The 23964-nt window shown below is 72.1% G+C and carries 24 protein-coding genes; 11 read left to right on the top strand and 13 right to left on the bottom strand.

Features of this window, described 5'->3' with window-relative positions; genetic code table 11:
• Window positions 1–238: 238 nt before the first annotated feature.
• The 8 genes from IF28_RS0131790 to IF28_RS0131760 all read left to right on the top strand — a co-directional run bounded on the left by IF28_RS0131790 (window position 239) and on the right by IF28_RS0131760 (window position 6676).
• Window positions 239–1015 (top strand): amino acid ABC transporter ATP-binding protein, encoded by a 777-nt coding sequence (locus tag IF28_RS0131790; RefSeq protein WP_030227672.1) that lies wholly within the window; start codon window positions 239–241, stop codon window positions 1013–1015.
• A gap of 80 nt (window positions 1016–1095) precedes the next feature.
• Window positions 1096–1941, top strand: coding sequence for a glutamate ABC transporter substrate-binding protein (locus IF28_RS0131785; RefSeq protein WP_030227670.1), 846 nt, complete (start codon window positions 1096–1098; stop codon window positions 1939–1941).
• A gap of 114 nt (window positions 1942–2055) precedes the next feature.
• Window positions 2056–2733, top strand: coding sequence for an amino acid ABC transporter permease (locus IF28_RS0131780; RefSeq protein WP_030227668.1), 678 nt, complete (start codon window positions 2056–2058; stop codon window positions 2731–2733).
• Window positions 2730–3632 (top strand): amino acid ABC transporter permease, encoded by a 903-nt coding sequence (locus IF28_RS0131775; protein WP_030227666.1) that lies wholly within the window; start codon window positions 2730–2732, stop codon window positions 3630–3632. Before IF28_RS0131780 ends, IF28_RS0131775 begins: the two co-directional genes overlap by 4 nt.
• 292 nt (window positions 3633–3924) lie before the next feature.
• The gene (locus IF28_RS0131770) at window positions 3925–5532 is read left to right on the top strand and encodes an FAD-dependent monooxygenase (RefSeq protein WP_030227663.1); all 1608 of its coding nucleotides are present in this window, start codon (window positions 3925–3927) and stop codon (window positions 5530–5532) included.
• Between the two features lie 43 nt (window positions 5533–5575).
• Window positions 5576–5689 (top strand): putative leader peptide, encoded by a 114-nt coding sequence (locus IF28_RS40410; RefSeq protein WP_420713801.1) that lies wholly within the window; start codon window positions 5576–5578, stop codon window positions 5687–5689.
• Between the two features lie 64 nt (window positions 5690–5753).
• Window positions 5754–6287, top strand: a complete 534-nt coding sequence (locus IF28_RS0131765) for a cysteine dioxygenase (protein ID WP_030227659.1) — start codon at window positions 5754–5756, stop codon at window positions 6285–6287.
• Window positions 6278–6676 carry a rhodanese-like domain-containing protein gene (locus IF28_RS0131760; protein WP_030227656.1) on the top strand — a complete coding sequence of 133 codons (399 nt, stop codon included), beginning with the start codon at window positions 6278–6280 and terminating at the stop codon, window positions 6674–6676. Before IF28_RS0131765 ends, IF28_RS0131760 begins: the two co-directional genes overlap by 10 nt.
• Window positions 6677–6938: 262 nt before the next feature.
• Here IF28_RS0131760 and recX read toward each other — a convergent pair whose 3' ends face one another.
• From recX to IF28_RS0131740, 4 genes are all read right to left on the bottom strand, one after another.
• The gene (gene recX / locus IF28_RS0131755; protein ID WP_030227654.1) at window positions 6939–7724 is read right to left on the bottom strand and encodes a recombination regulator RecX; all 786 of its coding nucleotides are present in this window, start codon (window positions 7722–7724) and stop codon (window positions 6939–6941) included.
• Window positions 7725–7727: 3 nt separating this feature from the next.
• Entirely contained in the window at window positions 7728–8846 is a 1119-nt protein-coding gene (gene recA, locus IF28_RS0131750) for a recombinase RecA (RefSeq protein ID WP_030227652.1), read from the bottom strand.
• Between the two features lie 240 nt (window positions 8847–9086).
• Window positions 9087–10352 (bottom strand): AI-2E family transporter, encoded by a 1266-nt coding sequence (locus IF28_RS0131745; protein ID WP_199809065.1) that lies wholly within the window; start codon window positions 10350–10352, stop codon window positions 9087–9089.
• A gap of 58 nt (window positions 10353–10410) precedes the next feature.
• Window positions 10411–10605 carry a DUF3046 domain-containing protein gene (locus tag IF28_RS0131740; RefSeq protein WP_030227645.1) on the bottom strand — a complete coding sequence of 65 codons (195 nt, stop codon included), beginning with the start codon at window positions 10603–10605 and terminating at the stop codon, window positions 10411–10413.
• A gap of 77 nt (window positions 10606–10682) precedes the next feature.
• On the opposite strand from IF28_RS0131740, the gene IF28_RS0131735 reads away from it, so the two are divergent.
• Complete coding sequence (locus IF28_RS0131735; protein WP_030227642.1) at window positions 10683–11627, top strand: hypothetical protein; 945 nt, start codon at window positions 10683–10685, stop codon at window positions 11625–11627.
• Between the two features lie 51 nt (window positions 11628–11678).
• Here IF28_RS0131735 and IF28_RS0131730 read toward each other — a convergent pair whose 3' ends face one another.
• From IF28_RS0131730 to IF28_RS0131720, 3 genes are read right to left on the bottom strand one after another with little or no spacing between them, the layout of a single operon-like run.
• Window positions 11679–11987 (bottom strand): AzlD domain-containing protein, encoded by a 309-nt coding sequence (locus tag IF28_RS0131730; protein WP_030227639.1) that lies wholly within the window; start codon window positions 11985–11987, stop codon window positions 11679–11681.
• Window positions 11984–12604 (bottom strand): AzlC family ABC transporter permease, encoded by a 621-nt coding sequence (locus tag IF28_RS0131725; protein WP_037894434.1) that lies wholly within the window; start codon window positions 12602–12604, stop codon window positions 11984–11986. Before IF28_RS0131725 ends, IF28_RS0131730 begins: the two co-directional genes overlap by 4 nt.
• A complete protein-coding gene (locus IF28_RS0131720) occupies window positions 12601–13599 on the bottom strand; it encodes an AraC family transcriptional regulator (RefSeq protein ID WP_030227633.1) in 999 nt (332 codons plus the stop codon). The genes IF28_RS0131725 and IF28_RS0131720 overlap by 4 nt, the downstream gene beginning before the upstream one ends.
• 85 nt (window positions 13600–13684) lie before the next feature.
• Here IF28_RS0131720 and IF28_RS0131715 point away from each other — a divergent pair, with 85 nt between their 5' ends.
• Together IF28_RS0131715 and IF28_RS0131710 are read left to right on the top strand one after the other, a co-directional pair.
• The gene (locus IF28_RS0131715) at window positions 13685–18484 is read left to right on the top strand and encodes an ATP-dependent helicase (protein WP_030227631.1); all 4800 of its coding nucleotides are present in this window, start codon (window positions 13685–13687) and stop codon (window positions 18482–18484) included.
• Between the two features lie 107 nt (window positions 18485–18591).
• A complete protein-coding gene (locus IF28_RS0131710; RefSeq protein WP_030227629.1) occupies window positions 18592–19401 on the top strand; it encodes an Fpg/Nei family DNA glycosylase in 810 nt (269 codons plus the stop codon).
• Between the two features lie 162 nt (window positions 19402–19563).
• Here IF28_RS0131710 and IF28_RS0131705 read toward each other — a convergent pair whose 3' ends face one another.
• The 6 genes from IF28_RS0131705 to rimO form a co-directional block, all read right to left on the bottom strand.
• Window positions 19564–19818: a hypothetical protein gene (locus IF28_RS0131705; RefSeq protein ID WP_037894453.1), complete on the bottom strand. Its 255-nt coding sequence runs from the start codon at window positions 19816–19818 to the stop codon at window positions 19564–19566.
• A 99-nt stretch (window positions 19819–19917) separates the two neighbouring features.
• The gene (locus IF28_RS0131700) at window positions 19918–20388 is read right to left on the bottom strand and encodes a Dps family protein (protein WP_030227626.1); all 471 of its coding nucleotides are present in this window, start codon (window positions 20386–20388) and stop codon (window positions 19918–19920) included.
• A gap of 184 nt (window positions 20389–20572) precedes the next feature.
• A complete protein-coding gene (locus tag IF28_RS0131695) occupies window positions 20573–20953 on the bottom strand; it encodes a helix-turn-helix domain-containing protein (protein WP_003993396.1) in 381 nt (126 codons plus the stop codon).
• A gap of 109 nt (window positions 20954–21062) precedes the next feature.
• Entirely contained in the window at window positions 21063–21608 is a 546-nt protein-coding gene (locus tag IF28_RS0131690; protein WP_030227624.1) for a CinA family protein, read from the bottom strand.
• Window positions 21605–22483: a CDP-diacylglycerol--glycerol-3-phosphate 3-phosphatidyltransferase gene (pgsA, locus tag IF28_RS0131685; RefSeq protein ID WP_030227623.1), complete on the bottom strand. Its 879-nt coding sequence runs from the start codon at window positions 22481–22483 to the stop codon at window positions 21605–21607. The genes IF28_RS0131690 and pgsA overlap by 4 nt, the downstream gene beginning before the upstream one ends.
• Complete coding sequence (gene rimO, locus IF28_RS0131680; RefSeq protein ID WP_078621566.1) at window positions 22480–23955, bottom strand: 30S ribosomal protein S12 methylthiotransferase RimO; 1476 nt, start codon at window positions 23953–23955, stop codon at window positions 22480–22482. The genes pgsA and rimO overlap by 4 nt, the downstream gene beginning before the upstream one ends.
• Window positions 23956–23964 lie beyond the last annotated feature (9 nt).

Raw genomic sequence — 23964 nt, 5'->3', positions numbered from 1 at the left:
AACGCGTGCACGCTCGCGTGCACCTTGCAGTGACGCCGATGGAGGAGGACGGCGTCAAGGGGGTTCCGGTTGCTCTTTCGTACCGTTACCCGGCCGAAATCACCCCTGCTCACAAGTGCTACGACAGGTGTCCGATTGCTATCGGATCGTGATGCTCAGATTCCCCTCAGATGTAATGACGCGGGTCTGATGGATTACTACTGTCCTCCGAAACCGAGGAGGACGGAGCCTGAGAGCGATGACCGAAGTATCGGTGGCCAAGGAAGATGTGGCCGCGACCGGCGATCTGGTCGTCCTGAAGAGCGTCAACAAGCACTTCGGCGCGTTGCACGTACTCCAGGACATCGACCTGACGATCGCCCGTGGCGAAGTCGTCGTGGTCATCGGACCCTCCGGGTCCGGGAAGTCCACCCTGTGCCGCACCATCAACCGCCTGGAGACGATCGACTCCGGGTCGATCTCGATCGACGGCAAGCCCCTGCCCCACGAGGGCAAGGAGCTCGCCCGGCTGCGGGCCGACGTGGGGATGGTCTTCCAGTCCTTCAACCTCTTCGCGCACAAGACCGTGCTCGAGAACGTGATGCTGGGCCAGATCAAGGTTCGCAAGAAGGACAAGAAGGCGGCCGAGGAGCGGGCCCGTGCCCTGCTCGACCGGGTCGGCGTGGGCGCGCAGGCGGAGAAGTACCCCGCACAGCTGTCCGGTGGCCAGCAGCAGCGTGTCGCCATCGCGCGGGCCCTGGCGATGGACCCCAAGGTCATGCTGTTCGACGAGCCGACGTCGGCTCTCGACCCCGAGATGATCAACGAGGTGCTGGAGGTCATGCAGCAGCTCGCCCGGGACGGCATGACGATGATCGTCGTCACCCACGAGATGGGATTCGCCCGTTCGGCCGCAAATCGCGTGGTGTTCATGGCGGACGGCCGAATCGTCGAAGAGGCTGCGCCGGACCAGTTCTTCAGCAATCCGCGGAGCGACCGCGCCAAGGACTTCCTGTCGAAGATCCTTCACCACTGAGGCGCCTCGCGCCCTGACGACTTGCGTGACCGGACACCGACCGGGCCGCATCACTTCACCAGAGTCAAAGGATGTGCACCATGAAGCTCCGCAAGGTCACCGCCGCCACGGCCACCGTGTTCGCTCTCGCCCTGACCGCGACCGCCTGTGGCGGCGACGACGGCGGTGACAACAACTCGTCCTCCGGGGGCGGCGGCGACAAGATCAAGATCGGCATCAAGTACGACCAGCCCGGTCTCGGCCTGAAGACGCCCGACGGCTCCTTCACCGGCTTCGACGTGGACGTGGCGACGTACGTCGCCAAGGAGCTCGGCTACAAGCCCGACCAGATCGAGTGGGTCGAGACCAAGAGCGCCGACCGCGAGAACGCCCTCGCGCGCGGGGACGTCAAGTTCATCGCGGCGACCTACTCCATCACGGACGAGCGCAAGGAGAAGGTCGACTTCGCCGGCCCGTACCTGCTGGCCCACCAGGACCTGCTGGTGAAGAAGGGCTCGGGCATCTCCGAGGCCACCGACCTGAACGACAAGAAGCTCTGCTCGGTGACCGGTTCGACCTCGGCGCAGAACGTCAAGAAGGACTTCGCGCCGGATGCCCAGCTGCGCGAGTACGGCACGTACTCGGAGTGCATCGCGGGTCTGCAGAGCGGGTCCGTCGACGCCCTGACCACCGACGACTCGATCCTCGCCGGTTTCGCCTCGCAGGAACAGTACAAGGGCAAGTTCGAGCTCGCCGGCCTGAAGCTGAGCAACGAGAACTACGGCGTCGGTGTCAAGAAGGGCGACACCGAGACCGTGAACAAGATCAACGACGCGCTGGAGAAGATGGTCAGCGACAAGTCCTGGGAGAAGGCGGTCGAGGCCAACTTCGGCCCCGCCGAGTACAAGAACGAGCCGGCTCCGCAGATCGGCAACATCGTCAAGTAACCCAGGACCGCCCGGTAACGCGGGGTCTTGAAGGCGTGCCGCCGTCCGTCGCGATCAGGACGGCGGCGCGCCGCGTCCGCCACGTAGGCCACACACCCGGAAGCGCGGGAGATCGTGTTCGACTTTATTTCTGACTATGACGACCCAACGCTGTTGGGCGCGTTCTGGATGACGGTGAAGCTCACCGTGTTCTCGGGCGTCGGCTCCCTGATCTGGGGCACCCTGCTCGCGGCGATGCGGGTCAGCCCCGTTCCGCTGATGCGGTGGTTCGGCACCGTCTACGTGAACATCGTCCGGAACATCCCGCTGACCGTGATCATCGTCTTCACCTCGCTCGGTCTCGCCGACATCTTCGGCGTCACCATGGGAGCGCCGGACGACTTCGCGCTCCAGGGCTTCCGTCTCGCGGTGCTCGGTCTGATCGCCTACACGGCGGCCTTCGTCTGCGAGGCGCTGCGCTCCGGCATCAACACCGTGCCCGTCGGGCAGGCCGAGGCGGCCCGCGCGCTCGGGCTGAACTTCACGCAGGTCCTCAGCCTGATCGTGCTGCCGCAGGCGTTCCGCTCGGTGATCGGTCCGCTGGCGAACGTACTGATCGCGCTGACCAAGAACACGACGGTGGCGGCCACCATCGGTGTGGCGGAGGCCGCGCTGCTGATGAAGGAAATGATCGAGAACGAGGCACAGACGCTGCTCATCGGCGCGGTCTTCGCCTTCGGGTTCGTGGTACTGACCCTGCCCACCGGCCTGTTCCTCAACTGGCTGAGCAAGCGACTGGCGGTGAAGCGGTGACCTCCGTTCTGTACGACGCCCCCGGCCCCCGGGCCAAGCGGCGCAATGTCATCCTCTCGGTCGTCTTCGTCGCCGTCCTGGCCCTCGTCCTGTGGTGGGTCTACAAGACGATGGACGACAAGGGCCAGCTCGAGTGGTCCCTGTGGAAGCCGTTCACCCAGTCCGAGGCGTGGACGACCTATCTGCTGCCCGGCCTCGCGGACACGCTGAAGGCGGCGGCGCTGGCCATGGTCATCGCCCTCCCGCTGGGTGCGGTGCTCGGCATCGCCCGGATGTCGGACCACCGGTGGGTGCGGGGACCGGCCGCCGTGGTGGTGGAGTTCTTCCGAGCCATCCCGGTCCTGCTGCTGATGCTGTTCGCCAACGAGTTCTTCGCCCGGTCCACGGACGTCTCCAGCGCGGACCGTCCGCTGTACGCGGTCGTCACCGGCCTGGTGCTCTACAACGCCTCGGTCCTCGCCGAGGTGGTCCGGGCCGGCATCCTCTCCCTCCCCAAGGGCCAGTCCGAGGCGGCCCAGGCCATCGGTCTGCGCAAGAGCCAGGTGATGGGCAGCATCCTGCTGCCGCAGGCCGTCACGGTGATGCTCCCGGCGATCGTCAGCCAGCTGGTCGTCATCGTGAAGGACACCGCGCTCGGCGGCGTCATGCTCGGCTTCACCGAGCTGCTGAACTCGCGCGGCACGCTGGCGGCCAACTACGCCAACGTCGTCCAGAGCTTCATCGTGGTGGCGATCATCTACATCGTCCTCAACTTCCTCCTCACCTCGTTCGCCTCCTGGCTCGAGGGACGCCTGCGCCGCAGCAAGCGCAGCACGGGTGCGGTGCTCGGCGTGGACGACGTCGACGAGCTCAACGCGGGCGAGGTCGGCGGCACGTTCGCCACCGGTGCGGAGAAGTAGCGCCCCTCCGACGTACGACATGACTGTGGCCCGCCGTGTCCCGGCGGGCCACAGTCATGTCGAGTCGCCGGACGGCCCCGGCGGTACGGAGGAGCGGTGCGCGCCGGGCTCATGTGATGAACAGTCATGTGCTGGGACGGCTTCGCCCCACTTCATGATCACCAGTGGCCTACGGTCACTTGACGCAAGCACCGGCAATAGGTTGCATACGTTCTGTGATCGTGCACCCTGCTCCATCTTCCTGTTCCTCCACGTCCCTTCAGGCGTCACTTCGAGCAGGGGGCGACGCGCCGTGGACCCGGTGATCATCGTCGGAGCGGGGCCCGTCGGACTCACGCTCGCACTGGCCCTGGCACGCCAGGAAGTACCGAGCGTGGTCCTCGACGAAGGGCCGGGCAAGGACGAACCCCGCCCGGCGCGGACCGTCGTCCTGCGCGAGGAGACCGCCGCGCTCATGGAGCGGCTGACCGGTGTGCCGCTCGCGTACGCCGGGGTCCGCTGGGCCGGATGGCGGTCGATGCGGCGCAAGCAGGTGACGTCCGAGGCCGTCTTCGGCGACGCCGATCCCGCTCCCCTGCACATCGCCCAGCACGTGCTGACGGATGCGCTGCGCGCGGCCCTGGCCGGTGAACGGCTCGTCAGGATCGCCGTGGACAGCAGGCTGGACAGCATGGAACAGGAACCGTCGGGCGTCACCGCCCACACCCGGGGCGCCACCGGCACCTGGTGGCGCGGCAGCTACCTGGTCGGCTGCGACGGCCCGCGCTCGACCGTGCGCAAACTCCAGGACATCCGCTTCCCCGGCCGCACCGCGGTGGAACGTCACGCCGTGGCCGCCCTGCGCACCGACCTTCCCTGGTACGACGAGGCACTGCTGCACCGCTCGCCGCCGTGGCGTACGTCCGGCCCCTCGGCCGGCGAGATCAGCGCGCGTCCGCTGCCGGACGGGGTGTGGCGGCTGGACTGGCTGCTGCCGCCGGGCAAGGACCTGGTCACGCCCGAACTGCTGCTGGGCCGGGTCCGCGAGACCCTGGCCGGCTGGACGGGCGGCCAGACACCGCCGTACGAACTGCTGGACACCGGTGTGCACACGGTCCACCACCGGCTCGCCCGGCGCTGGCGGGCCGACCGGGTGTTCCTCGCCGGGGACGCCGCCCATCTGCTCGGCGCGCTGGGCACGCACGGGCTGGAGGAGGGGCTCCGTGACGCCGACAACCTCGCCTGGAAGCTGGCGCTGGCCTGGCACCACGGCCCGCACGAGGCGCTGCTCGACAGCTACCAGACCGAGCGCCGCGCGATCGTCTCCGCCCGGCTGCGCGCCGCCGACCAGGCGCTGCCGCTGGTGCGCGGCGGCGGAGGGCTGCGCTCCTACGTTCCCGGCTCCGCGCGCGGGAACGACACCCTGCTGACGGACGGCCATCTGGGGCGGGGCGCGCTGGGCGCTCCGGGGACGTACGCCTCCTCGCCGCTCACCCCGGACGGGCTGGAGGGCCAGGTCTCCATCGGGACGGCTCCCGGTTCGGCGGTGACGGACGTCCGGGTCACGGCGGAGGACGGCACCTTCGTCCGGCTGCGGGACCGGCTCGGCCGGGGCGCGCTGCTGGCGGTGCTGATCGCGCCCGGGACGGGTGTGTGGGAGCGCCGGCACTGGGTGTCCGCCGGGATCATGCCCCGGCTGGCGGCGGCCGTCTCGGCGCTGCCGCACCGGGCGGAACTGCTGGTCGCCGAGAGCTATCCGGGCGCGGCCGCCCACACCGTGCTCCTGGTACGCCCCGACGGTCACCTGGTGACGGCGCTGAGCGGGGTCCGCCCGGCGGATCTGTACACGGCGGCGGAGGCGGCCCTGGGCGGTCCCGCGACGGCGGAGGCCACGGCCGACGCGGGGGCCGGATCGCGCTGAGCGTCACCACGCCGTCCATATGGTGACGTTGAGTTGAATCGGTGTGCGGCCCCGTGGTGTACTCCGCCTCGTGACCGACACCTGCGTGCACCTGTGGCGGAGGGTCCATATGGACCTCGTCCGCTATGCGGGCTGCGTGTGTCGCCCGTCCTGCTGATTCGCGTTCCTCTCCCTTCTCCGCGCGCCGCCGCGCGCGCGTTTCGCGAACCCTCTCCAGGACGGTGCACGTGTCTGTCTCCTCCCCTGTTCCGGCTTCCGCCTCCGCACCCACGCAGACGGAACTCCTCGACTTCGTCCGGCGTACCGTCGCCGACGCCGAACTGATCGCGTCCCTTCCGCTCGACCCCGAGGGGCGCACCTGGGTGCGGCTCGACGGGCCCGGTGGCAGCGAGGCCTGGCTGATCGGCTGGCCGCCCGGCACCGGTACCGGCTGGCACGACCACGCCGACAGCCTCGGTGCCTTCATGACCGCGTCGGGCGAGCTGAAGGAGAACTCGCTCGCCGCACGGCTGCCCACCGACGGCTGGAAGACCCTGGAACTCACGGACGACGTGGACCGGCAACGCCGGCTGGGCGCCGGACAGGGCCGCGCCTTCGGGCGGCACCACGTCCACGAGGTCCTCAACGAGTCCCCGGACCGACACGCGGTCTCCGTGCACGCCTACTACCCGCCACTGCCACGGATCCGCCGCTACAGTCGCAGCGGCCACACTCTCCGCCTGGAACAGGTCGAACGCCCGGAGGACTGGCAGTGAGCATCGGCATCGACGAGTTGCTGGAGCGGGTGCGCGCGGGTTACGAGCGTGTGGGAGCCCGGGAGGCGTACGAGGCCGGCCGCGCCGGTGAGGCGGTGCTGGTGGACATCCGGTACGCCGCCCTGCGGGAGCGGGACGGGCTCATTCCCGGCGCGCTCGTGGTCGAACGCAACGAACTGGAGTGGCGCCTGGACCCACGGGGCAGCCACCGCCTCCCGGAAGCCACGGGTCATGACCTGCGCGCGATCGTGATCTGCAACGAGGGCTACGCCTCCACCCTGGCGGCGGAATCCCTCCACCGCCTGGGTCTGCACCGCGCCACAGATCTGGTGGACGGCTTCCAGGCCTGGCGGGCGGCAGGGCTGCCGGTCGTAGCCGCGCCCGTCTAGACACGCGCCGGGGACGGGTCCGCGCCCGCGCTGACGGCGGTTCCCATGCCCGCCGGCCTGCGGACCGGGTGTTCCGCGCTTGCGGAAGACCGGGACTGCCGCGGGCGCCGGCGCCCGCCAGGGCCTGTCTGGTGCCGGGACCTGCCGGGGCGCGGATGCGGGCGAGCGGGTTGCGGGGCTGCGGAGGGCCAGGAATGCCGATGACACCGGCGCCCGCGTGGGGCGTGGGTGCTGGAAGCAGTCGGGGCGAGGCTTTCTCGGGTCAGAAGCCCTCGTCGAGGGACTCCGTGTCCTCGCCCTCCTCTTCCAGGGCCTGTCGGACGACGCGCAGGGCGAGGCCCTCGGGGTAGCCCTTGCGGGCGAGCATGCCGGCGAGGCGGCGCAGGCGTTTGTCGCGGTCGAGGCCGCGGGTGGCGCGGAGCTTACGGGCGACCAGTTCGCGCGCGGTCTCCTCCTCCTGCTCGGAGTCGAGCTGGGAGACGGCGGCGTCGATCAGCGTGGAGTCGACGCCCTTGGTGCGCAGCTCCCGCGCGAGCGCGCGCCGGGCGAGACCGCGGCCGTGGTGCCGGGACTCCACCCAGGCGTCGGCGAAGGCACCGTCGTTGATCAGTCCGACCTCCTCGAACCGGGACAGCACCTCCTCGGCGGCCTCGTCCGGGATCTCCCGCTTACGGAGGGCGTCGGCGAGCTGTTTCCGGGTGCGCGGGGTCCCGGTGAGCAGGCGCAGACAGATCGCCCGCGCCCGCTCGACCGGGTCCGCCGGAGGTTCCTCCCGCTCGGCCCTCGACGAGGAGGAGGCTCCCCCGTCCTCCGCGGCCGCCTCGCCGAAGTTCCGGCGTCTGCGTCCGCGTCCACCGCGCGGCCCGCCGTCACGCGAGCCGCCCGTCCGTGCGCCACCTCCGGCGCGGGGGCCGCCGTCCCCGCCGGTGATGCCGTCGTACGCCGTGTCACCGTCCACGGCCGGGCCGTCGCCGCCCTCGATGCCCCTCCCCCGTGGTGCACCGGAGGCGGCGAACTCGTACTCGGCCCAGTCGGTTCGTCGCGTCACGGGTCAGCTCTTGGCCGCCGCGGCCTTGGACTTGGTCGCCTTGGCCGCCGGGGCCGGTACGGCGGCCGGCTCGGCCGCGGCGGTGCCCGTGGCGTCCGCTCCCTGCTCGGCGGCGGGCTCCTGCGGCCGTACGCCGACGCCCAGCTTCTCCTTGATCTTCTTCTCGATCTCGTTGGCGAGGTCGGGGTTGTCCTTCAGGAAGTTGCGCGCGTTCTCCTTGCCCTGGCCGAGCTGGTCGCCCTCGTACGTGTACCAGGCGCCGGCCTTGCGGACGAAGCCGTGCTCCACGCCCATGTCGATCAGGCCGCCCTCGCGGCTGATGCCCTGGCCGTAGAGGATGTCGAACTCGGCCTGCTTGAAGGGCGGCGCGACCTTGTTCTTGACGACCTTGACACGGGTGCGGTTGCCGACCGCGTCGGTGCCGTCCTTCAGCGTCTCGATGCGTCGGATGTCGAGTCGCACCGAGGCGTAGAACTTCAGCGCCCGGCCGCCGGTCGTGGTCTCCGGGGAGCCGAACATCACGCCGATCTTCTCGCGGAGCTGGTTGATGAAGATCGCGGTGGTCTTGGACTGGTTGAGCGCGCTGGTGATCTTCCGCAGGGCCTGGCTCATCAGGCGGGCCTGCAGACCCACGTGGCTGTCACCCATCTCGCCCTCGATCTCCGCACGCGGGACGAGCGCGGCGACGGAGTCGATGACGATGAGGTCGAGGGCGCCGGAGCGGACCAGCATGTCCACGATCTCCAGGGCCTGCTCGCCGTTGTCCGGCTGGGACAGGATCAGGTTGTCGATGTCGACGCCGAGCTTCTGCGCGTACTCGGGGTCGAGGGCGTGCTCCGCGTCCACGAACGCGACCTGGCCGCCGGCCTTCTGCGCGTTCGCCACCGCGTGCAGGGTCAGGGTCGTCTTGCCGGAGGACTCGGGGCCGTAGACCTCGATGACACGGCCGCGCGGCAGGCCGCCGACGCCGAGGGCCACGTCGAGCGCGGTCGACCCGGTCGGGATGACCTCGATGGGCTCCTTCGACCGGTCGCCCATGCGCATGACCGCGCCCTTGCCGAATTGCCGTTCAATTTGTGCGAGCGCGGCGTCGAGCGCCTTCTCGCGGTCGGTTCCTGCCATGGGTTCCACCCGATTTGCTTGAGTCGATCGCTTCACGTCAAAGACGCTAACGCCTGCCACTGACAACGCGCCCCGACGCACCTCCAGCCTGTGGATAACCTGGGTGCATATCTACCGATAACCGGGCAGAGCGCCTGCCGTCGAGCCTCACCGGCGCTTCCATGAGAATGGATGTTCGATTTTCGTGTCAAGCGCACCACGCGGCACCACGGTCCCGTGTGCCGCGCGGGGCGCCCGCCCTCAGGAGGTCCCGGTGCCCCCGTCCCGGGGCCGGGTCGCGCCGGGCCTGCGGTCCCACAGCCCGCGGACGCGCGCGAGGGCGCCCGGCCCACCGCCGGGGCCCCCGCGGTGGCCGAGTACACGGGGGTCGTCCGTGACGTCGTACCGCCGCACGTACGCGCCGAGGAACGCCTGGAGGGTGGCGACGGCGGGGATGGCGATCAGCGCGCCGACGGCACCGAGCAGGGCGGTGCCCGCGACGACCGAGCCGAAGGCGACCGCCGGGTGGATGTCGACGGTCTTGGAGGTCAGCTTGGGCTGCAGCACGTAGTTCTCGAACTGCTGGTAGATCACCACGAAGATCAGTACCCACAGCGCGTACCAGGGGTCGACCGTGAAGGCGATCAGCATCGGCAGGGCGCCCGCGAGATAGGTGCCGATGGTGGGGATGAACTGCGACACCAGTCCCACCCACACCGCGAGGACGGGCGCGTAGGGCACCTCGAGGAACTCCAGCAGGACGTAGTGCGCCAGACCGGAGGCCAGTGCCATCAGCCCGCGCGAGTAGAGGTAGCCGCCCGTCTTGTTCACGGCGATCTCCCACGCGCGCAGCACCTCGGCCTGCCGGGCCGGCGGCAGCAGGGAGCAGACCGTGCGCCGCAGCCGCGGACCGTCGGCGGCGAAGTAGAACGAGAACAGACCGATGGTCAGCAGTTGGAAGAGGCCGCCGAGGACCTGCGCGGACACGTCCAGAACACCGGTGGCGCTGTTCTGCACATAGTTGCGCAGCCAGTCGGAGCGCAGCAGGCCCTCCTGGATGTCCACGCGCCGCAGCTCGGTGTGGAAGTGCGTGTTGATCCAGTTGATCACGGAGTCGAGATACTCCGGGAAGTCCTCGACGATCTTGATGATCTGTCCCGCCAGCATGGACCCCAGCAGCGTCACGAAGCCGGCCGCCGCGATCAGCACACCGAGGAAGACCAGGAAGGTGCCCAGGCCCCGGCGGACGCCGCGCGCGGCCATCCAGCTCACCGCGGGCTCGACGGCGAGTGCCAGGAAGAACGCGATGAGGACGTTGATCAGCAGGCCGATGACCTGGTGGAAGGCCCAGTTGCCCAGCTGGAACACGGCGTACAGCGTGAGGGCGAGCACCATGGCGCGCGGCAGCCAGCGCGGCATACGGGCGCCCGGCCCGGATATGGGGGGCGTCGGGGGCCCGGCGGGCGGCGGCGCGCCGGGCGTGGTGGGGTGTCGGGCCGCCTGCCCGGTTTCGTCAGTGGGTGCCACGGACCAAGTCTCACCCACGCCGGGGGCGGCCATGCGCCATCGGCGGTCTCTGTGACGATCAGCGCCTTTCCGCGGGGACGTCCATCACCGCGCAGACCACCTGCCAGACGCTCTTGGCGTCCCAGCCGGCCGCCAGCGCCTCGTGCACGGTGCGCCCGCCGAGCTCGGACATGACATGGTCCCGCGCGAAGTTCTCGGCATGGCCCGCGCCGAAGTGCTCCGCCATCCGCTCCCAGAAAACCGTCAACCGCATGCCCCCAGTATCCCGCCTCCGGGGACGGCTCCGGGCCGGGCCGCCCGCCGGTCCCGCTTTGCGCCTACGGTCGGTGCATGGCCGACACGGAATCCGACCCCCTGTCCCCGACGCCCCGGCCGCAGGGTTCGCTCGCGCGGGCCGAGCGGTTCGTCTGGCTCACCGCGCGTGTGCTCGAGCAGCATCTCTTCGCCCACCACTTCCGGGGCGGCGCCGCCGGCCCGGTGGAGGCGGCACTGGACGCCTACCGCAACGAGGACGGCGGGTACGGCCACGCGCTCGAACCCGATCTGCGCGGCCCGGTCAGCCAGCCGCTGCACACCGCCCGCGCGCTGCGGGTGCTGGACGGGGTGGGACGTTGCGGCGGCCGCCGCGCGGAGGACGTGTGCCGCTATCTGACGTCCGTCTCCACGCCGGACGGCGCACTTCCGGGTGTCCGTCCCAGTCAGCGCGGCTACCCCGCGGCGCCCTTCGTGCCGGTCGTGGACGACCCGCCCGGCGAACTGCTGGCCACCGGGCCCGTGGTGGGGCTGCTGCACCGCAACGGGGTGTGGCACGCGTGGCTGTTCCGTGCGACCGACTTCTGCTGGCGGACCGTGGAGTCGCTGGAGACGACCCATCCCTACGAGGTCCAGGCCGCCGTCACCTTCCTGGACCACGCCCCCGACCGCCCCCGCGCGGAGGCGGCAGCCGAACGGCTGGGCCGCCTGGTGCGCGAACAGCGTCTGGCCGTCCTCGACCCGGACGACCTGGACGCCTACCCGGTCGCCCCCGGCTACGCCCCGGGCGAGCACCACTTCCCGCACGACTACGCGCAGACGCCGCACTCCTTGGCCCGCACGTGGTTCACGGACGAGGAGACGACCCGTTCCCTGAACCACCTCGCGGCAGACCAACAGGAGGACGGCGGCTGGCCCATCCCCTGGCACCAGTGGTCTCCGGCCCCGGCCTTGGAAGCCCGCCCGCTGGTCACCATCAACGCCCTGCACACCCTCCAGGCGTACGACCGCCCACTCACCTGAGGCAGCCGCAGCCTGCCGGCCCACCCGCCCCCGGCCGACGCCCGTCCCGCCTCACCCACCCAACGCCCGCACCCCCGCCGTCACCACCACAGCCGCCCCCACGACCACCAGAAACGGCGCCCGCAGCACCAGGGCCACCGCCGCGGCCGCCACCCCCACCGCGCGAGCGTCGAGCACCAGCACCCGCCCGTCCGCGAACGTCTGCTGAGCCGTCAGCGCGGCCAGCAACGCCACCGGAAGCAACGCGGCGAGCCGCCGAACGAGCGGCCGCTCGAGAACCCCCGCCGGCACCAGCAGCCCCGCGAGCTTGACGGCGTAGCACCCCACCGCGGTCACCAGGATCGCGATCCAGATGTTCACAGCTCCCCCTCCCCCGCGTCACCGCGCGAGGCACGACGACGCCCGCGCGCCCACAACACGACCGGCGCCGCGAGCGCGGCCACCAGCACCGGCACCCCCGCCGGCAGCACAGGCAGCAGCCCCAGCCCCAGCAGCACGGCCAGCCCGGCCACCATCCGTTCGGTCCCGCTCCGCAGCATCGGGGCGAGAAGCGCGAGGAAGACCGCGGGTCCCGCCGCGTCCAGTCCCCACGCGGCGGTGTCGCCGATGGCCTCCGCCCCCAGCGCGCCGAGCAGCGTGGTGACGTTCCACAGGACGTACAGGCTCAGCCCCGTCACCACGAACCCGAGGCGTGCGGAGCGCCGCCCGGGCTGGGCGAGCGAGACGGCGGTCGTCTCGTCGATCACCCACTGCGCGGCGAACGGCCGTACCGCGCGGGGCAGCGCCAGCAGCTGCGACAGCCGCAGCCCGTAGAACGCGTTGCGCACGCCGAGGAAGAACGCGCCCGCAGCGGCCGTGAAGGGCCCCCCGCCCGCCGCCAGCGCCCCCACCAGCGCGAACTGGGACGCGCCGGTGAACACCAGCAGGCTGAGCGCACAGGTCTGGAGCAGGGTGAGCCCACTGCCCGCCGAGGTCACGCCGAAGGCGAACCCGGAGAGTCCGACGGCGACCCCGACGCCGAGGGCATCCCGTACGACGGCGCCGTCCGGCTTCTCTCCTCCGCCGTCGCGTATGTCCGTGAGTGCTTCTGTCCGTTCCATTGCCACACCCCGGACGGTACGGACGGACCGCCCCGCGCGTCTTGTACGTTCTTGCGCTCGCGCTGGTACGCGCCCGGCGGCACGCCCACGATGCGGCTGAAGTGCCGGTTCAGATGCGGCTGGTCGGTGAAGCCGACCGCGAAGGCCGCCTCCGACGGCGCGGTCCCCGTGTCCAGCAGCCGCCGTGCCCGCCGCACGCGCGCGTCCGTGAGCCAGGTGTGCGGGGGCATCCCGTAGGTGTCCCGGAAGGCACGCAGCAGCGCGAACGGGCTGGTGCCCAGCTCAGCGGCGAGCCGCTCCAGGGCCGGCGGGTCGGCCATCCGCTCCTCGAGCACGGCACGGGCGCGTGCGGCAGTCCTGGCGCCCGCCGTGCGCACCTCACGTCGCGGCAGGGTGCCGCCGTTCAGCCGCAGCAGCCGGGTCACCGCGACCCGGAGCAGGGTGTCGGCGGCGAGCGCGTTGCCCTCGTCGGTGGCCCGCAGCACCTGGTGCACCAGATGGACGGTGTACGGGTCGTCGAGCACCGGCGTCGCGAACCCCGGTGTGCCGCGAAGTGTGGTGGTCTCGGCGGCGATCGCGGCCACCACCTCGGGCGGCGGGTACACCGCCCCGTACCGCCATCCCTCGGGAACACCGGCGCGGCCGGTGTGCGGCGTGTCGGGGTTCACCAGGGCGAGCGCCCCGGCGCCCGCGGACACATCGCTCCCGCCGTGGTGGAAGACCTCCACCCCGTCGGCGATGGCGGCGATCACGAAGTTCTCGTGGGTGTGCCGGACGAACGTCTTCCGGATGTACCGGGCACGCAGCAGATCGACACCGGGCAGTTCGTCGTACTGCCAGTGCCGCGCCCGCTCCTTCCGGGATTCCGCCATAGGGCTATTGTCACGCGGCCCCGGCCGGACCTCGCCCGGCCCCCGTCCCGGCCCGATTGTCAGTGGCCGGGTGCACGATGGACGCATGGTCAGCGATCCGCACCGAGCCCTCGACGGCTTCTCCCCCGCGACCCGCGGCTGGTTCACGGGGGCGTTCTCCGCGCCCACCGCCGCCCAGGCCGGGGCGTGGGGTGCCATCGGCGCGGGCTCGGACGTGCTGGTGGTCGCCCCCACCGGTTCCGGGAAGACGCTGGCCGCCTTCCTCGCCGCCCTGGACCAGCTGGCCTCGGCCCCGCCGCCCGCCGACCCGAAGAAGCGCTGCCGTGTGCTGTACGTGTCGCCGCTGAAGGCCCTGGCGGTCGACGTCGAGCGCAACCTGCGCAGCCCACTGACCGGCATCCGTCAGGAGGCGGTGCGCCTGGGGCTGCCGGAGCCCGAGGTGAAGGTGGGCATCCGCTCCGGCGACACCCCGCCCGCCGAGCGCCGTGCCCTGGCCACCCGTCCGCCGGACATCCTGATCACCACGCCCGAGTCCCTGTTCCTGATGCTGACGTCCGCCACGCGCGACGCGCTCACGGGCGTGGAGACGGTGATCCTGGACGAGGTGCACGCGGTCGCGGGCACCAAGCGCGGCGCGCATCTGGCGCTCACCCTGGAGCGGCTGGACGAGCTGCTGCCCCGCCCGGCCCGCCGTATCGGCCTCTCGGCGACCGTGCGCCCGGTCGACGAGGTCGCCAGGTTCCTCTCCCCGCAGCGCAGGGCGGAGATCGTCCAGCCGGAGTCGGGCAAGGAGTTCGACCTGTCCGTGGTGGTCCCGGTGGAGGACCTGGGCGAGCTGGGCGGCTCCCCGGTCGCCGACGGCTCGGAGGGGGCCGAGCGGCCGTCGATCTGGCCGCATGTCGAGGAGCGGATCACCGACCTGGTGCAGGCACACCGCTCGACCATCGTGTTCGCGAACTCCCGCCGCCTCGCCGAGCGGCTGTGCAACCGGCTCAACGAGATCGCGTACGAGCGGGCGACCGGCGAGCCCCTGGACGAGCACCACTCCCCCGCCGAGCTCATGGGCGGCTCCGGGGCCGCCCAGGGCGCGCCCGCGGTCATCGCGCGTGCCCATCACGGCTCGGTGTCCAAGGAGCAGCGCGCCCTGGTCGAGGAGGACCTCAAGGCGGGCCGGCTGCCCGCGGTGGTCGCCACCTCCAGCCTGGAGCTGGGCATCGACATGGGCGCCGTCGACCTGGTGGTCCAGGTCGAGTCGCCGCCGTCCGTCGCCTCCGGGCTGCAGCGCGTCGGCCGCGCGGGGCACCAGGTGGGCGCGGTCTCCACGGGCGTGGTGTTCCCCAAGTACCGCGGCGACCTGGTGCAGGCGGCCGTGGTCACCGAGCGGATGCGCACGGGCTCCATCGAGTCCCTGCGGGTCCCCGCGAACCCGCTCGACGTCCTGGCCCAGCAGATCGTCGCCATGACGGCCATGGACACGTGGCAGCTCGACGACCTGCTCGCGACGGTCCGCCGCGCGGCGCCGTTCGCGTCCCTTCCCGAGTCCGCGTTCACGGGCGTTCTGGACATGCTGGCCGGACGCTATCCGTCGGACGCGTTCGCGGAGCTGCGCCCGCGCGTGGTGTGGGACCGGGTCACGGGTGAGATCACCGGCCGTCCGGGCGCCCAGCGTCTGGCCGTCACGTCCGGGGGCACCATCCCCGACCGGGGCCTGTTCGGGGTGTTCCTCGCGGGCGCCGACCCGAAGAAGGGCGGCGGCCGGGTCGGCGAGCTGGACGAGGAGATGGTCTACGAGTCCCGTGTGGGCGACGTCTTCACGCTCGGCACCAGTTCCTGGCGTATCGAGGACATCACGCGTGACCGCGTCCTGGTCTCCCCGGCGCCGGGCGTGCCGGGCCGGCTGCCCTTCTGGAAGGGCGACCAGCTGGGCCGCCCGCTGGAGCTCGGCCGCGCGGTGGGCGCCTTCCTGCGCGAGGTGGGCTCGCTGTCCAGGGACGACGCCCGGCTGCGCCTGCTCACGGCGGGGCTGGACGCCTGGGCCGCCGACAATGTGCTCTCGTACCTCGACGAGCAACGCGAGGCCTGCGGCCATGTCCCGGACGACCGCACCATCGTCGTGGAGCGCTTCCGCGACGAGCTGGGCGACTGGCGAGTCGTCGTGCACTCCCCGTTCGGCGCCCAGGTGCACGCCCCGTGGGCGCTCGCGCTCGGCGCCCGTCTCTCCGAGCGGTACGGCATGGACGCCCAGGTGATGCACGCCGACGACGGCATCGTGCTGCGGCTGCCGGACGCCGATCTGATGGGCCTCGACCTGCTCGACCAGGAGCCGGTGAAGGCCGGCACGGCGTACGACGCGGACCAGGCCCCCGTGGGCGCGGCCGACGTCGTCTTCGACAGGGGCGAGGTCGACCAGGTCGTCACCGACCAGGTGGGCGGCTCGGCGCTGTTCGCGTCCCGGTTCCGTGAGTGCGCCGCCCGCGCACTGCTGCTGCCGCGCCGCAACCCCGGCCGGCGCACTCCGCTGTGGCAGCAGCGCCAGCGCGCCTCCCAGCTGCTCCAGGTTGCCGGGGAGTTCGGCTCGTTCCCGATCGTCCTCGAGGCCGTCCGCGAATGTCTCCAGGACGTCTTCGACGTGCCCGGGCTGGTCGAGCTGATGGGCGACCTGGAGGCACGCAAGGTGCGCCTGGTCGAGGTCACCACCCCGGAGCCCTCCCCCTTCGCCCGCTCCCTCCTCTTCGGCTACGTGGCGCAGTTCCTGTACGAGGGCGACTCCCCGCTCGCCGAGCGCCGCGCCGCCGCCCTGTCGCTGGACTCCCGGCTGCTGGCCGAGCTGCTCGGCCAGGCCGAACTGCGCGAGCTGCTCGACGCGGAGGTGCTGGCCGAGCTGGAGCGCGAGCTGCGGTGGCTCACCGAGGACCGGCGGGTCAAGGACGCGGAGGGCGTGGCCGACCTGCTGCGGATGCTCGGCCCGCTCACCGACGAGGAGCTCGCCGAGCGGGGCGCCGAGCCGCAGTGGGCGCGGGAGCTCGCCTCCGCGCGGCGCGCCATCCGGGTGCGAGTGGCCGGCGCCGACCACTGGGCGGCGATCGAGGACGCGGGCCGGTTGCGCGACGCGCTGGGCACGGCGCTGCCGGTCGGTGTCCCCGAGGCGTTCACCGAACCGGTCAAGGACCCCCTCGGGGACCTCCTCGCGCGGTACGCGCGCACGCACGGCCCGTTCACGTCGGCGACCGCGGCGGCCCGTTTCGGGCTGGGGGTGGCGGTCACCGAGGGTGCCCTGCAGCGGCTGTCGGCGGCGGGCAGGGTCGTCCAGGGCGAGTTCCATCCGGCCGGGATCGGTCAGGAGTGGTGCGACGCGGCCGTACTGCGCCGGCTGCGCCGTCGCTCCCTGGCCGCGCTGCGGCACGAACTGGAGCCGGTGCCGCCGCCCGCCCTCGCCCAGTTCCTGCCCCAGTGGCAGCACATCGGCAAGGGGCACTCCCTGCGCGGCGTCGACGGGCTGGTGCGCGCCGTCGAGCAGTTGCAGGGCGCGTCCGTGCCCGCGTCCGCGCTGGAGAAGCTGGTCCTGCCGTCCCGGGTGGCGGACTACACCCCGGCGATGCTGGACGAGCTGACGGCAGCCGGGGAGGTCGTGTGGGCCGGCGCCGGTTCGCTGCCCGGGAAGGACGGCTGGGTCTCCCTCTACCTCGCGGACGCGGCTCCGCTGCTGCTGCAGCCCCCGCATCCCCTGGAGCCGACCGCCGTCCACCAGTCCGTCCTAAACGCCCTCTCGGGCGGCTACGGCCTGTTCTTCCGCCAGATCGCCGACCAGGTCCGCGCCACCACCCATCCCGAGGCCACCGATCCTCAGCTGGCCGACGCCCTGTGGGACCTCGCCTGGTCCGGGCGGCTGACCAACGACACGCTCTCCCCCATGCGCGCCCTGCTGGGCTCGGGCCGCACCGCCGGTGCCACGGCCCACCGCGCGAAACGCTCCGTCCCGCGCGGGCGCTACGGCTCACTCACGGCGGCGGCCCGCGGCGCCTCCCGCACCGGACCGCCGACGGTCGGCGGGCGCTGGTCCCTGCTGCCCGGGCAGGAGTCCGACGCCACGGTCCGCGCCCACGCGCTGTCCCGCGCCCTGCTCGACCGGCACGGTGTGGTGACCCGGGGCGCGGTCGCGGCAGAGGGCGTCGAGGGCGGCTTCTCGGCGGTGTACCGCGTGCTGGCCGCCTTCGAGGAGACGGGGCAGGCCCGCCGCGGCTATGTGGTGGAAGGGCTGGGCGCCGCCCAGTTCGCGATGGACGGGGCGGTGGACCGCCTCCGCGCGGCGGCCAACGCCCGCGAGCGGGGCGACGGCCTCCCGGCCCCGGCCGCCCCCGCCGCCGGGGTGTTCGACCCCTTCGACGCCTTCGAGAGCGGCCCGGACGACGCCCCGCAGTCCCCGCCGCCGTGGCAGAACGGCGGGCGTCCCACGTACGACCCGTTCGCCGGCCGCCGTACCGGTGCGGACCGGGTCGCCCGCGCGGTGGTCCTCGCCGCCGCAGACCCGGCGAACGCGTACGGGGCCGCACTGGGCTGGCCCGAGCCCCCGACCGGTGCCGGGCACAAACCCGGCCGCAAGGCGGGCTCCCTGGTGGTGCTGGTGGACGGTGAGCTGACGCTCTACATGGAGCGCGGCGGCAAGACGCTGCTGGCCTGGCCCGCCGACGCCGACGGCGAACCCGCGGAGGACCCCCGGCTCCCGGCCGCCGCCGAAGCCCTCGCCGCCGCCGCCCGCGCGGGCTCTCTCGGCACGGTCACGGTGGAGCGCGTCAACGGCATCTCGGCCCTGACGTCCCCCCTGGGCACGCTCCTGGAGACAGCCGGCTTCGTGGCCACACCGCGAGGCCTGCGCCTACGCGCCTGACCCGGCTGGAACCGGTCAGCCGCGACCGGCGGGCCCCCGCCCGGGCAACACCCCGTCGCCCACCTCGCCGAAAGCCGCCGCTCCCACCGGCATGCCACCCTTGACCCATGCCCGAAGGAGACACCGTCTGGCAGGCCGCACACCGTCTGCACGACGCCCTGGCCGGCAGGACACTGACCCGCAGCGACCTCAGGGTCCCCAAGTACGCCACGGCCGACCTCACCGGCCGCACCGTCCTGGACGTCACCCCGCGCGGCAAGCATCTGCTGACCCGCGTCGAGGGCGGCCTGACCCTGCACTCACATCTGAGGATGGACGGCTCCTGGCGGGTGTACGAGCCGGGGCAGCGCTGGAACGGCGGCCCCGCCCACCAGATCCGCGCCGTCCTCGGCACCGCCGACCGCACGGCCGTCGGCTACCGGCTCCCCGTCCTCGAACTGATCCGCACCGCCCAGGAGGACCGCGCCGTCGGCCATCTCGGCCCCGACCTCCTCGGCCCGGACTGGGATCCGGACCGCGCGCTGGCCAACCTCCTGAAGGACCCGTCCCGCGCCCTCGGGGAAGCCCTGCTGGACCAGCGCAACCTCGCCGGCATCGGCAATGTGTTCAAGAGCGAGCTGTGCTTCCTCCTCGGTGTCACCCCGTGGCTCCCCGTGGGCGACCTGCCCGCCGACCGCTCCGCGCCTCTGCCGGACCTCGCCCGGAAACTGCTGGAGTTCAACCGCGAGCGCCCGATCCGCAACACCACCGGCCGCCGCGGCCAGGACCTGTTCGTGTACGGCCGTGCCCGCCGCCCCTGTCTGCGCTGCCGCACCCCGATCCGCCTCGCCGATCAGGGCGACGGCTCCCGCGAGCGCCCCACCTACTGGTGCCCCACCTGCCAGCCGGGCCCCACCCCGTTCACACCCCGCCGCTGACCCGGCCCGCGTCGCCCCGCACCGGGCCCGCTCCCGCCACCCGCGCACCAGCGACGCGCCGAACCCCGCCGGACCACCCCTTCACCCCGGTCACTGACCGCCCTACAGCGCCCACACTCCGGCAGCACGCCGAGCCCCACCCGCCGGCCGCACCCGCCGTCCTCACGCCCCGCCGCAGAACCGGCGCGCGTCGCCCTCGCGCCAGGCCCGACGCCACCGCCCCGCCGCGAGCGCCCCCTCCGCCCGCGCCTTCGGCACACAGTGCACCGGCAGCACGCTGAGCCCCCACCCGCCGGCCGCGACCGCCCCTTCCACCGCCCCGGCGCCGGGCACCAGCAGCAGTCGCACCACCGCCCACCACCACAGCGCCCCCAGTACCAGAGCGATCCCCCGGCGCACCACGGTCCCCGTCGTCACGGCCTCCTCCACCCCCGGGCCGACGCTATGAGACCGCTCGCCCCCGCGCACAGGGCGCACCGAGGGCACACGGGCGCACCCCGGCTCCTGAGGACCACGTCACCCGTTCTCGGCCTGGAACATCCAGTGCTGCTTCTCCAGATCCGCGGTGATCGTGATGAGGATGTCCTGGCTCACCGGGTCCGGTGCGTCGGTCGCCGCGACCCGCTCCCGCATCCGGGTGATCACCGCGCCCAGCGCCTCCACGAGTGTGCCCACCGCGGTCGTGTCGTCGACCCAGCCCTCCGGTGTCACCCCGATGCCGCTGCCGACGGCCACGGTCGCGGCCCGCCCGTCGGGTGAGACGCCGAGTGCCGCGGCACGCTCCGCCACGGTGTCGGAGTGCGCACGCGCGAGGCTCACCACCTCGTCGAGCTGGAGGTGCACGGACCGGAAACGCTGCCCGACCACGTTCCAGTGGATCTGTTTGGCCACCAGGGCGAGATCCACCAGGTCGACCAGGGCGCCCTGCAGCGCCTCGGACACGGTCTTCAGGTTCTCGTCGGACAACGGGCTCTTCACGACGTACATCCGCACCTCCGTAGCCGGCCCCCGCCTCGTCCCTCCACGATGACCGCCGTGCGACGCACCGGCAAACGCACCGCGACAGGGTCCGGGCATGCGAAAACCCCGGTGGCGCCCCTCCTGATGTTCCGGAAGGGCCCCTGCCGGGGCATCTCACATCTTCATACCGCGCAGGCGCGGAGCATCACGCTCACGCGGCGACGACGTCCACCGCCTCGGCGGGCGCCTTGATGGTCACCCGTTCCGGTGGCACACCGGTCACCGAGACGGAACCCAGCATCGGACGCACCGGCGTGGGTACGGGCTCGCTGGGGGTCGCTGCAGCAGACTGGGCCAGTTCGGCGAGAGCGAGCTCGTCACTCACTTCCCGCATGAGCTCGGACATCCGTACGTCCAGCGCGTCGCAGATGGCGGAGAGCAGCTCGGAGGAAGCCTCCTTCTGCCCCCGCTCCACCTCGGAGAGATAGCCGAGTGAGACTCGGGCGGACGAGGAGACTTCGCGCAGAGTACGGCCCTGGCGTTGGCGCTGCCGACGCAGCACGTCACCCAGCAGGCGACGGAGCAGAATCATCGGTGGCTCCCTCCTCGGACCGCGTAGCCGCATCCTTCTCGCCCCACCGTACCGCCTCGCGCCGCGGCCGTGCGGGGAGCGATGTCGTGTTCACTCAGGGCTGCAAACATCAAAACCCCCCGTTCCGTTCCGTATCCTGTGCCCGCTCATTTCCGGTCTGTTCGCCCACAAGCTCCGTCAGAAGCAGTGCGAGTACGCTCCGTACACTCTCCATACGAATTTCCGCGCGGTCGCCGTTCAACCGCAGACGCTCCACTTTTCCGCCGCCGGCGGAAAGCGAACCGGGCCCGGCCGGACCGTCCACGGCCACGAAAACCGTGCCGACGTCCTGCCCGTCCTGGGCGTCCGGACCGGCGACGCCGGTGGTGGCGATACCCCAGTCGGCACCCAGCGCCTTGCGTACGCCGGCCGCCATCTGGGCCGCCACCTGCGGATCCACCGCGCCGCGCTCCGCCAGCAGGGTGGCGTCCACGTCGAGCAGGTCACGCTTGAGTGCGGTGGCGTACGCCGTCACCGAGCCCCGGAACACCTTGGACGCCCCCGGCACCGAAGTGATCTCCGCCGCCACGAGTCCACCGGTCAGCGACTCCGCGACGGCCAGCGTCGCACCGTTCACGGTGAGTAGTCGCACCACCTCGGCGGCCCCGGAACTCACGCTTCCTTCTCCTCCAACGCCGCCTTGCGGTCGGCGATTCCCTGCCTGCGCAGCACAATGGCCTGTTTCACATAGTCGAGCCCGGTCGCCACGGTCAGTACGACCGCCGCGGCCATGACCCACCACCGCAGCGTGGCCAGCCACCCCGTCAGCGCCAGTACGTACATGCCGACGGCGATGCCCTGGGTGAGGGTCTTGAGCTTGCCCCCTCGGCTGGCCGGGATCACGCCGTAGCGAATGACCAGGAAACGCAGAAGGGTGATGCCGAGTTCCCGGCCGAGGATGATTCCCGTGACCCACCACGGAAGATCACCCAGCGAGGAGAGACAGATCAGCGCCGCGCCCATGATCGCCTTGTCGGCGATGGGGTCGGCGATCTTCCCGAAGTCGGTGACGAGGTCGTAGGTGCGCGCCAGATGACCGTCGAACAGGTCGGTGATCATGGCGACGGCGAAGGCCGCCCAGGCGAACGACCGCCACGCCGGGTCGTAGCCGCCGTCGGCGAGCATCAGCATCACGAACGCGGGCACCAGCAGCAGCCGCAGCATGGTCAGCAGGTTGGCGATGTTCCAGACGCTGGCCTGGTTGACGGCCGCCGCCACGACCTTCGCACCGCGTGCGGGCCTGGTGCCGTCCTCGGTGTCGAGGCCGTCCAGGGGCGCGGTCGCCGGGGTGGTCGTCTCGTCGCCGTGCGCCGGGGCGCCTCCCGGGCCGTGCGCGGTGCGCCGGGCCGGTCCGCCGCCGGACGCCCCCGGGGCCGTGCCCCGGGCCTCGCGCGCGAGGGTACGGCCGGACGCCGACAGACCTCCGGCTGCGGTACCCGCCGCCCTCCTCGCGGAGGGGCCACCCGCCGCCGATGCCGGGACACCCGTCATCTGCCCGCCTCCTCGCTCCACGCGGGCGCACCCTGGAACAGCGGCTCCGCCACCAGGTCGACACCTTCCGTGCCGACCACCTTCGCCTCGACCATACGGCCGACGGTCAGCCCCTCGCCGCTCGTGAGCAGCACCTGGCCGTCCGTCTCGGGCGCCTGGTGCGCCCCACGGCCGTACACGCCCTCCGTCTCGTCGACGGACTCCACCAGCACGTGCACGGTCTCGCCGAGCCGCTCCTCGGCGCGCTGCGAGACCAGTTCCTCGGCCAGCCGGGAGACCTGGGCCAGCCGCTCGGCGACGACCTCCTCGTCCAGCTTGCGGTCGTACGTCGCGGCCTCGGTGCCCTCCTCGTCGGAGTAGCCGAAGACGCCGATGGCGTCCAGCCGCGCGTGGTTCAGGAAGCGCTCCAGCTCGGCGAAGTCGGCCTCGGACTCGCCGGGGAAGCCGACGATGAAGTTGGAGCGCACACCGGCCTGGGGGGCCTTGCTCCGGATGGTGTCGAGCAGCTCCAGGAACCGGTCGGTGTCGCCGAAGCGGCGCATCGAGCGCAGCACGTCCGGCGCGGAGTGCTGGAAGGACAGGTCGAAGTACGGGGCGACCTTCGGGGTGGAGGTCAGCACGTCGATCAGGCCGGGCCGCATCTCGGCCGGCTGGAGGTAGCTGACCCGCACCCGCTCCAGGCCGTCGACCTCGGCGAGCTCGGGCAGCAGGGACTCCAGCAGGCGGATGTCTCCCAGGTCCTTGCCGTAGGAGGTGTTGTTCTCGGAGACCAGCATGATCTCCTTGACGCCCTGTTCGGCCAGCCAGCGCGTCTCGTTCAGCACGTCGCTGGGGCGGCGCGAGATGAAGGAGCCGCGGAAGGACGGGATGGCGCAGAAGGAGCAGCGCCGGTCGCAGCCGGAGGCGAGCTTCACCGAGGCGACCGGGGAGCCGTCCAGCCGGCGGCGCAGCGGCGCGCGGGGGCCGGAGGCGGGGGCGAGGCCCTCGGGGAGGTCCACCGGGCCGTGGCCCGGAAGGGCGACGGAGGCGGCGGAGTCCTGCCGCTCGGCCGGGCTGATCGGCAGCAGCTTGCGCCGGTCGCGCGGGGTGTGGGAGGCGTGGATGCCGCCGTTCAGGATGGTCTGGAGGCGGTCGGAGATGTCGGTGTAGTCGTCGAAGCCGAGCACGCCGTCGGCCTCGGGGAGCGCCTCGGCGAGTTCCTTGCCGTATCGCTCGGCCATGCAGCCCACGGCCACGACGGCCTGGGTTCTCCCGTGGCCCTTGAGGTCGTTGGCCTCCAGGAGGGCGTCGACCGAGTCCTTCTTGGCGGCCTCGACGAAGCCGCAGGTGTTGACGACGGCGACGTCCGCGTCCTCGGCGTCCTCCACGAGCTGCCAGCCGTCCGCCTCCAAACGGCCTGCGAGCTCCTCCGAGTCCACCTCGTTACGGGCGCAGCCAAGGGTGACGAGTGCGACGGTACGGCGTTCAGGCATGGGCTCAAG

This window comes from Streptomyces sp. NRRL WC-3626 (genome assembly GCF_000718785.1).
Lineage (GTDB): Bacteria > Actinomycetota > Actinomycetes > Streptomycetales > Streptomycetaceae > Streptomyces > Streptomyces edwardsiae.
Note: the sequence above shows the minus strand (reverse complement) of the source record. Positions and strands in the feature narration are given on the sequence as shown.

What these genes read in the sequence shown, in the direction of transcription:
- IF28_RS0131790 (WP_030227672.1), top strand. Translation starts at nt 239, where the DNA reads ATGACCGAAGTATCGGTGGCCAAGGAAGATGTGGCCGCGACCGGCGAT.
- IF28_RS0131785 (WP_030227670.1), top strand. Translation starts at nt 1,096, where the DNA reads ATGAAGCTCCGCAAGGTCACCGCCGCCACGGCCACCGTGTTCGCTCTC.
- recA (WP_030227652.1), bottom strand. Translation starts at nt 8,846, where the DNA reads ATGGCAGGAACCGACCGCGAGAAGGCGCTCGACGCCGCGCTCGCACAA.
- IF28_RS0131740 (WP_030227645.1), bottom strand. Translation starts at nt 10,605, where the DNA reads ATGCGGTTGACGGTTTTCTGGGAGCGGATGGCGGAGCACTTCGGCGCG.
- IF28_RS0131735 (WP_030227642.1), top strand. Translation starts at nt 10,683, where the DNA reads ATGGCCGACACGGAATCCGACCCCCTGTCCCCGACGCCCCGGCCGCAG.
- IF28_RS0131720 (WP_030227633.1), bottom strand. Translation starts at nt 13,599, where the DNA reads ATGGCGGAATCCCGGAAGGAGCGGGCGCGGCACTGGCAGTACGACGAA.
- IF28_RS0131715 (WP_030227631.1), top strand. Translation starts at nt 13,685, where the DNA reads ATGGTCAGCGATCCGCACCGAGCCCTCGACGGCTTCTCCCCCGCGACC.
- IF28_RS0131710 (WP_030227629.1), top strand. Translation starts at nt 18,592, where the DNA reads ATGCCCGAAGGAGACACCGTCTGGCAGGCCGCACACCGTCTGCACGAC.
- IF28_RS0131700 (WP_030227626.1), bottom strand. Translation starts at nt 20,388, where the DNA reads ATGTACGTCGTGAAGAGCCCGTTGTCCGACGAGAACCTGAAGACCGTG.
- IF28_RS0131695 (WP_003993396.1), bottom strand. Translation starts at nt 20,953, where the DNA reads ATGATTCTGCTCCGTCGCCTGCTGGGTGACGTGCTGCGTCGGCAGCGC.
- pgsA (WP_030227623.1), bottom strand. Translation starts at nt 22,483, where the DNA reads ATGACGGGTGTCCCGGCATCGGCGGCGGGTGGCCCCTCCGCGAGGAGG.
- rimO (WP_078621566.1), bottom strand. Translation starts at nt 23,955, where the DNA reads ATGCCTGAACGCCGTACCGTCGCACTCGTCACCCTTGGCTGCGCCCGT.